This window comes from Streptomyces sp. NPDC030165 (genome assembly GCF_055573595.1).
In genome coordinates this window covers 40,316-50,571 of the sequence record NZ_JBVIBD010000012.1, presented here as the reverse complement: position 1 = coordinate 50,571, position 10,256 = coordinate 40,316, and the positions used below count along the sequence as shown (strand labels likewise).

At 73.9% G+C, this 10,256-nt stretch carries 5 protein-coding genes; all 5 read left to right on the top strand.

Annotated features, from left to right (window positions below; all coding sequences use genetic code 11):
- The first annotated feature begins 52 nt into the window (after positions 1–52).
- The 5 genes from ACZ4Z1_RS23045 to ACZ4Z1_RS23025 all read left to right on the top strand — a co-directional run bounded on the left by ACZ4Z1_RS23045 (position 53) and on the right by ACZ4Z1_RS23025 (position 10,218).
- Positions 53–904 (top strand): 3-hydroxyacyl-CoA dehydrogenase family protein, encoded by an 852-nt coding sequence (locus tag ACZ4Z1_RS23045; protein WP_468488484.1) that lies wholly within the window; start codon positions 53–55, stop codon positions 902–904.
- Between the two features lie 64 nt (positions 905–968).
- On the top strand, positions 969–1,220 hold the full coding sequence (locus ACZ4Z1_RS23040) for an acyl carrier protein (RefSeq protein WP_468488483.1): 252 nt from the start codon (positions 969–971) through the stop codon (positions 1,218–1,220).
- Positions 1,221–1,354: 134 nt separating this feature from the next.
- Positions 1,355–2,608: a class-II aminoacyl-tRNA synthetase family protein gene (locus ACZ4Z1_RS23035; RefSeq protein WP_468488482.1), complete on the top strand. Its 1,254-nt coding sequence runs from the start codon at positions 1,355–1,357 to the stop codon at positions 2,606–2,608.
- A gap of 1 nt (position 2,609) precedes the next feature.
- Positions 2,610–5,696, top strand: a complete 3,087-nt coding sequence (locus ACZ4Z1_RS23030) for a condensation domain-containing protein (protein WP_468488481.1) — start codon at positions 2,610–2,612, stop codon at positions 5,694–5,696.
- A gap of 10 nt (positions 5,697–5,706) precedes the next feature.
- On the top strand, positions 5,707–10,218 hold the full coding sequence (locus tag ACZ4Z1_RS23025) for an amino acid adenylation domain-containing protein (protein ID WP_468488480.1): 4,512 nt from the start codon (positions 5,707–5,709) through the stop codon (positions 10,216–10,218).
- Positions 10,219–10,256 lie beyond the last annotated feature (38 nt).

The window sequence follows — 10,256 nt, the reverse complement described above, 5'->3', positions numbered from 1 at the left end:
GGCCCCTTTCCACCCACTCGATCTCCACTCGATCTCCCGAAGGCGGTAGTGCGTGAACGTGCGGACAGTAGGCGTGATCGGCGCCGGAACCATCGGCCGCGGCGTGGCCCAGGCCCTGGCCCAGGCCGAGTTCGGCGTGATCCTGGTCGACATCGCGGAAAGCCAGCTGGCGAGCGCCCGCGAACAGATGGAACGCGACCTGCGGATGCAGGGCCTGTTCCGCGGCGGGCAGCCGAAGGAGGACCCTGGTACCGTCCTCGGCCGCATCTCCTGCGGCACCGACCCCGAAGCGCTGCGCGACGCCGACTTCGTCGTGGAGAACGTCACCGAGAACTGGGACGTCAAGCGCGCGGTCTACGAGCGCATCGACGCCATCTGCCGCCCCGGCGTGGTGTTCGGCGTGAACACCTCGGCGGTCCCCGTCACCCGGGTGGCCTCGGTCACCGGCCGCCCGGCCGAGGTGCTGGGAATGCACTTCATGAACCCCGTACCGCTCATGGACACCGTCGAGGTCGTCCAGGGCCACTTCACCTCCGCCGGGACGCTGGAGACGGGGCTCGGACTGCTCAAGGAACTGCGCAAGGAAGGCATCGTCGTCCAGGACGCCCCCGGCTTCGTCACCAACCGGGTCCTGATGCTGACGATCAACGAGGCGATCTTCTGCGTACAGGACCAGGTCGCGACGGCCGAGCAGGTCGACCGGATGTTCAAGGGCTGCTTCGGGCACAAGATGGGGCCGCTGGAGACCGGGGACCTCATCGGCCTCGACACGATCCTGAACTCCATCACGGTCATGTACGAGAGCTTCAAGGACAGCAAGTACCGGCCCGCGCCGCTGCTCCAGAAGATGGTCGACGCCGGGCTGCTCGGCCGGAAGACCTCCCGCGGTTTCTACACGTACTGAGCACACCTGACCTGCTGAGCGCTCCCCACCTGCTGAGCGCACTTTTCCACCCAAGGAGAGCACCATGACGTACGACGACGTGCGGGCCCGGGTCAAGGAGTTCCTGGCACCGCAGCTCGGCGGCCACGAACTGGCCGACGAGGACGACATCTTCGCCCTCGGGCTCGTCAACTCCCTCTTCGCGATGCAGCTCGCCCTCTTCGTGGAACGGGAGTTCTCGCTGCGGCTCGGCCCCGAGGACATGGAGTTCGACAACTTCCGTTCGGTCAAGGGGATCGCCGACCTGGTCACCGCGAAGACCGCGGCGGCCGCCTGAGCGACGTACGCGCGGTGCGGCGGGCTGCGGCCCGCCGGCCGCCCGCCACCCCGACGCCCGGCGCGAGCCCGGCCGGCGGTGCCGTCCCTTCTCCCGTCCCGTCATCCCGTCCGTCCGGCCAGGAGTGAGCCACCATGACACGCGCGTACCACCCGGCCGGACCGCCGGCCGCCGCCGACGGCACCGGGCCCGTCCGCACCCGTATCGACCTGCACACCCCGGTGCCGGACAGCCTCGCGCCCGAGATCGAGCGGCGGCTGTACTTCGTCGCGCCGGAGATCAGCGGATTCGAGCTGGTCACCGAGGACGGCGAAGTGCGGGGCGTGATCCTGCTCTCGGAGCGGCCGCTCGCGCACGCCGCCGTGGCCGACAAGGTCAACCGGGTGGTGGACGCCGACGTACGCAAACAGTGGCCGACCGCGCCCAAGTCGGTGTGGACCTCACCGCACCGGCGCACCGTCGAGGGCGGCGACACCTTCGCCCGGCTCGCCGAGTCCGGCGCGGTCAGCGCGGCAGGCGAGGGCCAGGTCGCCCTCGGGGAGCCGCTGCTGTCCCTCCTCACCTACTTCGACCGGGCCGTCAAGGACCTGCTCGCCCGGCACTTCACCGCGACCGAATACCGCTATCCCACGCTCATCAGCACCCGCGCCCTGGAAACGGCCGGCTACTTCTCCTCGTTCCCGCACCACCTGATGTTCGTGACCCGGCTGCACAACGACATCGACGTGTACGAGGAGTTCCAGGCCGCCTACGGAGGCCAGGGCATCGACGCCGCGGTCCTCGCCTCGTGCCGGAACGTGGACTACTGCCTGCCGCCCACGATGTGCTACCACACCTTCCACCAGTACAGCGGCCGGAACCTCGAAGCCGGCCGGGTGCACGTGGTCACCTCCCGCGGCAAGTCGTTCCGCTACGAGGCGGCCTACGCCACGACCCTGGAACGGCTTTGGGACTTCACCATCCGGGAGATCGTCTTCCTCGGTCCGCGCGACGACGTGCTCGCCGCCCGCGAGACGTTCATGCACACCGTCTTCGACTTCGCCGCCGGCCTCGGCCTGAGCGGCTTCTGCGAAGTGGGCAACGACCCGTTCTTCTGCGCCGCCGACACCTCCGAGCGCATCTGGTCCCAACGGCTGATGGAGCTGAAGTACGAGCTGCGGCTCGACGTCGCCCCCGGCCGGAGCATCGCCGTCGGCTCCTTCAACTTCCACGACGACCTGTTCGGCCGCGGCTTCGGCATCGGCCAGGGCGACGACGGGCCGGTCCGCAGCGCCTGCGCCGGCTTCGGCCTGGAGCGTCTGGTGTACGCCTTCCTGTGCCAGTTCGGTCCGGACCCCGAGGGCTGGCCCGACGCCGTACGCGCCGCAACCGCGGCCGGCGGAGCCTGACATGCACGACATCGCCGACGCCCGTCTCCCGCTGTCCCGGGCCCAGCTCGGCATCTGGTACGCGGACCAGGCCGGAGCCAAGGGCGGCCGCTACCAGATCGCGGAGTACTTCGACATCGCCGGACCGGTGGACTCCGGAGCCTTCCGGGCGGCCTGGACACGCGCCTGGACGGAGACCGACGCGCTGCGCGTCCAGGTGACCGACACCCCGGCCGGACCGCGGCAGGCCGTACGCCAGGGCCCCGGTCCGCAGGTGGAGTACCTGGACCTCGCGGCGGACGCGCGGGCCGCCGAGACCGCGGTGGCGTGGATGCGCGCGGACCTGGCCCGGCCGCTGGACATCACCCGCGAACCGGCCTGCACCGTCTGCCTGTTCCGCATCGCCCCCGACCGGCACATGTGGTACCAGCGGGCCCACCACCTGGCCATCGACGGGTTCGGCGCCGCCCTGTTCGCGCAGCGCGTCGCCGACCTGTACGCCCGGCCGGACAGCGGCCCGGAGACGGCGCCGTTCGCGCCGCTGACCGCCCTCCTGGCGGACGACGAGGCGTACCGCACGTCCGCCGCCTGCACCGCGGACCGCGACCACTGGACACGGAAGCTGGCCGACCGCCCGGCGCCCGTGTCGCTGTCCCGCCTCCCACGGGACGCCGGGGCACCCGTCCTGCGCCACGCCGGGCAGGTCCCGGCCGCTACGGCCGAGCGGCTGCGGGCCGCCCTGGGCCGCTCCGTCGCGCCGGCCGTCGTGGCCGCCGTCGCCGCCTGCCTGCACCACGCGACCGGCGCCGACGACATCCTCCTGTCGCTGCCCGTCACCGCGCGCCGGGGCACGCTCGCGCGCACCACCCCGGGCATGCTGTCGAACGTCGTACCGGTCCGGCTGGCCGTGCACCCCGCCACCACCTGGGCGGCGCTGACGCGGCAGGCCGCTGACGAGATCAAGCGGGCACTGCCGCACCAGCGGTACCGCTCCGAGGACCTGCACCGCGACCTCGGGTACGCCGTCGGCGACCAGGGCACCACCGGCCCCCTGGTGAACGTCATGACCTTCCCGTACGCGTTCCGCTTCGGCGGCCATGCCGTCACCGCGCACAACCTCTCCAACGGGCCGGTCGACGACCTCGCCGTCGGCGTCTGCGGCCGCCAGGACGGCGCGGGGCTGAGCCTCGATGTCGACGGCAACGCCGCGCGCTACGACAGCGAGGACCTGGCCCACGTCCAGCAGACACTGCTCGGCTTGCTGACGACGGCCGCCGACGAGCCGCACGCGGCCATCGGGCCGGCCCCGCCCGCCGCCAGCCGGTGGCCCCGCACCACGCCCGTACAACCGGTACGGCCGGTCGGGCAGCCCGCGTCCGACGCCTCCGGCGACGCGGACCAGAGCGCTCTGGACGCGATGCTCGCCCTGTTCCGTGACGTCCTCGGCGCACCCGAAGCGGGCCCGGACGACGCCTTCTTCGACCTCGGCGGCGACAGCATCACCGCCATCCAGCTCGTCGCCCGTGCCCGCGAGACCGGCTGGGCGATCACCCTCAAGCAGGTCTTCGCGCACGAGACCCCGGCCGGCCTGGCACGGGTCGCCGAACCGGCACCGCCCGAAGAGACGGACCCGGACGGCACGCCCGCACACGACGCCAAGACGGGGCCCGTCAGCACGACCCCGATCATGGAATGGCTGCGTGAGCTGGGCGGTCCGGTGGACGCCTACCATCAGTCGGTCCTCGTCCGTGCCCCGGCCGGCCTCACCGAGGAGAGCCTGCGCGCGGCACTCGGCGCGCTGGTCGGCCACCACGACATGCTGCGCGCCCGGCTGGTGGACGACGGCGGGCAGTGGCACCTCGACGTGGCTCCCCCCGACACCGTCGACACGGCCGCGCTCGTCGAGCACGTCACCGACCCCTCGGCCGGCACCGCCACGCTCGCCGCCCGCGCCGCCGGCCACATCCCCCGGACAGCGGCCCGGCTCGACCCGTGGTCCGGCGCCATGCTCCGGGCCTGCTGGTTCGACGCGGGCCGCGACCGGCCCGGCGTACTGCTGCTCGTGGTGCACCATCTGGCGGTGGACGGCGCCTCCTGGCACACCCTGCTGCGCGACCTCGCCCTCGCCCGGCAGGCGCACGACGCCGGTACCGCCCCCGAACTGCCCCCGGTCAGCACCTCGTTCGGGCGGTGGAGCAGCCTGCTGCGGGAGGAGGCCGGACACCCGGACCGCCTCGCCGAACTGCCCCACTGGAAGGACGTGCTGAGCACGGACGACCCGCCGCTCGGCGCGCGCCCGCTCGACCCGGCGGCCGACACCGCGGGCACCAGCCGGCGCCGGTACCGGATCCTGGACCACACCCGCAGCGCCGCCCTGCTCACCGACGCGCCCGCCGCTGTCCACGGCACCGTCCCCGACGTACTGCTCACCGCGCTGGCCCGCGCGGTCGCCCGGTGGCGCCGCGAGCGCGGCATCGCGGGAGGCGACGACGTACTCGTGGACGTGGAAGGACACGGCCGGGAGACGGACGGCCGGCAGGCCGACCTGTCCCGTACGGTCGGCTGGTTCACCAGCGTCCACCCCGTACGGCTGACCGCGTCGGGGGCGGCGGACGCGGCGCTGATGCACGTCAAGGAACAGCTGCGGGCGGCCCCCGGGGACGGCCTCGGACACGGCCTGCTGCGCCACCTGAACGGGACGACCCGCCCGGAACTGGCGGCCCTCGCCCGCCCGCAGATCCTCTTCAACTACCTGGGACGGCTGCCCGGCCGCGGCGACGCGGACTGGACCCTGCTGCCCGGCGTCGACGCGATCCGCGACGGGCGCGACCCGCGCACCCCGGCCGGCCACGGCCTGACCCTCGACGTGCTCGTACGGGACGGGGACGCGGGCCCCGAGATCCAGGCCGCCTGGAGCGCGCCCGCCGGGTGGCTCGCGGAAGCCGGCCTGGACCGCGTCGCCGAACTGTGGGACGAGGCGCTGGCCGACATCGCGACCGCCGTCGGCGGCCGGGCCGTCAGCCGCCACACACCCTCCGACCTCACCCTGACCGGACTGAGCCAGGCCGAGGTCGACGAACTGGAAGCCGGACTGGAGGGGTGGGACTAGCCACATGCGGATGTCCAAGCTGGAAGACGTCCTTCCGCTCACCCCGCTCCAGACGGGGCTCTACTTCCACGCGCAGCTCGCGGGCGACGCGACGGATGTGTACACCGCACAGCTCACCCTGGACCTGACCGGGCCCGTGGACCCGGAACTGCTCCACCGGGCCTGCTCCGCCGTCGTCCAGCGCCACGCGTCGCTGCGCGCGGGCTTTTCGACCCGCGCCGACGGCGACCCCCTCCAGTTCGTCGTACGGGAGGCCGCCCTGCCCTGGGCCGAGTCAGACCTGCGCGGCGAGGCCCCGGAGCGGCGCGCCGCGCACCGGGAGCGGCTGGCCGCCGAGGACCGCCGTACGCCGTTCGACCTGGCGCGCCCGCCGCTGCTGCGCTGCCGGCTCGTCCGCACCGGCGAGACAGCCTGGACGCTGATGCTGACCAACCATCACCTGGTGCTCGACGGCTGGTCCTTCCCCACCCTGATCGAGGAGATCTTCCGCGCCTACGCCCAGGGCGGCAGCACCGCCGGACTGCCCGCACCGCCCGCGTACCGCTCGTACCTGCGATGGCTGGCCGCCCAGGACCGCGAGGCGGCCACCGCGGCCTGGCGGCAGTCCCTCGCGGACCTGGAGCGGCCCGCCCTGGTGGCCGGCGCAGGTCACACCGGCACCCGGCCGGAACTGCCCCACCTGGTCACCTCGGTGCTCCCCGAGCCCGCGACGGCGGCACTGACCGAGACCGCCCGGCGCTGCCACGTCACCCTGAACACCGCCGTGCAGGGCGCCTGGGCGGTCCTGCTCGGCTGGCTGACCGGCAGCCAGGACGTGGTGCTGGGCACCGTCGTCTCCGGACGCCCGCCGGAGCTGCCCGGCGTCGGGTCCATGGTCGGCCTGCTCACCAACACCCTGCCGGTACGGGTAAGGCTGCGCCCGGACGAGCCGGTGGCCGACTATTTCGGACGGCTGCGTGACGAGCAGGAGCTGCTGCTGCCGCACCACCACCTCGGGCTGACCGAGATCCACCGGCTGGCCGGGCTGCCCGTCCTCTTCGACACGGTCACCGCCTTCGAGAACTACCCGGTCGACGCCGCCGCCGGTGACGAACTGGCGCCCGGCCTGCGCCTGGCCGCCGCCGACATCCGGGACGCGACCCACTACCCGCTCAGCCTCACCGTCGTACCGGGCACCGCGCTCCAGGTACGGATCGGCGCCCAGCCCGGTGTGCTGCGGCCCGACGAGGCGCAGGCGTGGGCCGACCGCCTGGTGCGGCTGCTGGCCCTGGTCGCCGACGGCCGGGAGCGCACGGTACGCGACCTCCTGCCGCTGCTCCCGGCGGAACGGGCCGCCCTCCTGGAGGAGGGGCACGGGCCCGAGCACCCCGTCCCGGACGGCACGGTCGCCGGCCACTTCGAGGAGCAGGTCCGCCGTACCCCCGACGCCGTCGCGCTGGTCTGCGGCGGCGAAGGGACGACGTACCGGGAGCTGAACGCCAGGGCCAACCGCCTCGCCCGCCTGCTCGCCGCCAAGGGCGCGGGGCGCGGAGAGCGCGTCGCCCTGATGCTGCCCCGCACGGCGGACCTGCCCGTCGCCCTGTTCGCCGTTCTCAAGTGCGGTGCCGCCTATCTGCCGGTCGATCCGGAACTCCCGCCGGAGCGGGTGGCGTTCATGCTCCGGGACGCCGCACCCGCTGTCGTCGTCACCACCGAGGACACGCCGCACGCCGTCGGCGAAGGTCCCGCCGTCGTGCTCGCCGCCACCGGCCGCGCCGACGGCTTCGCCACCGCCACCGAGGGCCTGCCGGAGACGGACCTGACGGCAGGCGACTGCCCCGCCCCGGCCCGGTCCGCGGACCCCGCGACGCTCATCTACACCTCCGGCTCCAGCGGCCGCCCCAAAGGCGTGACCGGCAGCCACCGCGCCCTGCTCAACCGGCTCGCCTGGTACGCGGACGCCTTCCCCTACCGCCCGTGCGAAACGGTCGTCGCCAAGACCACTCTGAGCTTCTTCGACGGCACCACCGAACTGCTGGGCGCCTTGCTCAACGGGGCCCGGGTGGCGCTGGCCGACCGGGCGACCGCACAGAGCGCCGGCGCACTCGCCGCGTTCATCGAGGACGCGGGGGAGTCCCGCGTCACCGTCGTCCCCAGCCTCCTGAAAGCCCTGCTGGACGAGGCCGCCGACCGGGACCTGACGTCCTGCCGGCTCTGGGTGTCCAGCGGCGAAGCCCTCGCCCCGGACCTCGCCGCGCGCTTCGCCGCCACCCTGCCCGGCTCCCGCCTGGTCAACTTCTACGGTTCCTCCGAGGCCACCGGCGACAGCTTCGCCGCCGAGTGCGACGGCCCGGAGGTCCTGCTCGGCCACCCCATCCGGAACACCCGGGCCTACGTGCTCGACTCCTGGCTGCGCCCCGCGCCCGCCGGCACCGTCGGCGAACTCTTCCTGGCCGGACCCGGCCTCGCCGACGGGTACGCGGACCGGCCGGCGCTCACCGCGGAACGCTTCCTGGCCTGCCCGTTCGGCCCGCCCGGCGACCGGATGTACCGTACGGGCGACCTGGTGCGCCGCCGCCCGGACGGACAGCTGGTATTCCACGGCCGCGCCGACGGACAGGTCAAGATCCGCGGCTTCCGCATCGAACCCGGCGAGGTCGAGACGGCGCTCGCCGGCCACCCCGCGGTGAGCCGCGCGGTGGTCGTCGACCGGGCCGACGACCGCGGCGACCGGCGGCTGATCGCGTACGTCGTGCCCGCCGGGGACGGCCCGGCACCGGACAGCGGGGAACTGCGCCGCCACGTCCGCGGCTTGCTGCCGGACTACATGGTCCCCGCCCTCGTCGTGCCGCTGCCCGCCTTCCCGGCGACCACCAGCGGCAAGATCGACCGCCGGGCCCTGCCCGACCCCGACTTCCAGGCCGTCTCCGCCGGCCGCGCCCCGCGCACCGAACGGGAGGAGATCGTCTGCAAGGTCTTCGCCCAGGTCCTCGGCCTGGACCGGGTCACGGTCGACGACTCCTTCTTCGACCTCGGCGGCCACTCCCTGCTCGCCACCCGCCTGATCAGCCGCCTGCGTGGCGAACTGGGCGTGGAGATCCCCCTCAGGACGGTGTTCGAAGCGCCCACGGTGGCCCTGCTCACCGAGCGGCTGGCGAGCCGGGAGCACGCCGTACGGCCGCCGCTGCGGCCCGCGGACCGGCCCGACGTCATCCCGCTCGCCCCCGTACAGCGGCGGCTGTGGTTCCAGAGCCGGCTGCACGGCCCGAACGGGAACTACACCATGCCGATGGCGCTGCGGCTGCGCGGCAACCTGGACCGCGGGGCGCTGGAACAGGCGCTGAACGACGTGGTGGCCCGGCACGAGAGCCTGCGCACCGCCTTCCCCGACTGGGACGGTACCCCGCAGCAAGTCGTGCTGGACCCGGACGAAGCCCCGGTGGAGCTGCCGGCGGATTCCGTCACCGAGGAGGAGCTGCGGCGCGAGCTGGCCACCGAGGCCGCCCACCCGTTCGACCTCACGGCCGAGACGCCCGTACGCGCCCGGCTGTTCCGGCTCTCCGGACGGGAACACGTCCTCTCGCTGGTCCTCCACCACATCGTGTGCGACGGCTGGTCGCTCGCCCCGCTGGCACGGGACATCGCCCTCGCCTACACGGCCCGCTCCCAGGGCTCCCCGCCCGCCTGGCCCGGCCTGCCCGTGCAGTACACCGACTACACGCTCTGGCACCACGCGCTCCTCGGACAGCCGGCGGAACCGGACTCGGTGCTCAGCCGCCAGACCGCCTTCTGGCAGCGGGAACTGACCGGCCTGCCCGACCGGCTGACACTCCCCGCCGCGGCCCCGCGCCCGGAAGCCCCCACGCACCGGGCGGGCCGGACCACCGCACGCGTGGCCCCCGACGTCCAGGCGGCGCTGCACACCCTGGCGCGCGAGACGGGGACCAGCCTGTTCATGGTCTGCCAGGCGGCCCTGGCCGCCCTGCTCACCGAGCGCGGCGCGGGCACCGACCTGCCCATCGGGACGCCGGTCGCCGGACGGACCGACGAAGCCCTCGACGACCTCGTGGGCTTCTTCGTCAACACACTGGTCCTGCGCACCCGGACCGACGGCGCGCCGGCCTTCCGCGACCTGCTCGCCCGCGTCCGCGCCACCGACCTCGCCGCCCACGCCCACCAGGACGTACCGTTCGACCACCTCGTGCAGGTGCTCAACCCGGCCCGCTCGGCCACCCGGCACCCGCTCTTCCAAGTCATGCTCGCCTTCCAGAACAATCCGGTGCCGGACCTGGAACTGCCGGAGCTGACGGTACGGCCGGAGCCCGCGGCGGAGGAGCCGCTGCGCTTCGACCTCCGCTTCGAACTGGTGGAACACCACACGCCGCAGCGGGCGGCGGACGGCCTGGACGTCCGTCTCACGTACGCCCGCGACCTGTTCACGCCGGATGCGGCCCGGGACCTGGCCACCGGCTACACGTCCCTGCTCGCGGCCGTCGCGGCGGACCCCGGCCGGCGCGTCGGCGCGGCGGCCGACGCCACCTGACTCCGGCGCCCGCGACCGCCGGCCCGCGTCTGAACACC

Bases quoted from the DNA above. Each gene is read 5' to 3' on its own strand.
- ACZ4Z1_RS23040 (WP_468488483.1), top strand. From the start codon at position 969: ATGACGTACGACGACGTGCGGGCCCGGGTCAAGGAGTTCCTGGCACCG.
- ACZ4Z1_RS23030 (WP_468488481.1), top strand. From the start codon at position 2,610: ATGCACGACATCGCCGACGCCCGTCTCCCGCTGTCCCGGGCCCAGCTC.
- ACZ4Z1_RS23025 (WP_468488480.1), top strand. From the start codon at position 5,707: ATGTCCAAGCTGGAAGACGTCCTTCCGCTCACCCCGCTCCAGACGGGG.
- ACZ4Z1_RS23035 (WP_468488482.1), top strand. From the start codon at position 1,355: ATGACACGCGCGTACCACCCGGCCGGACCGCCGGCCGCCGCCGACGGC.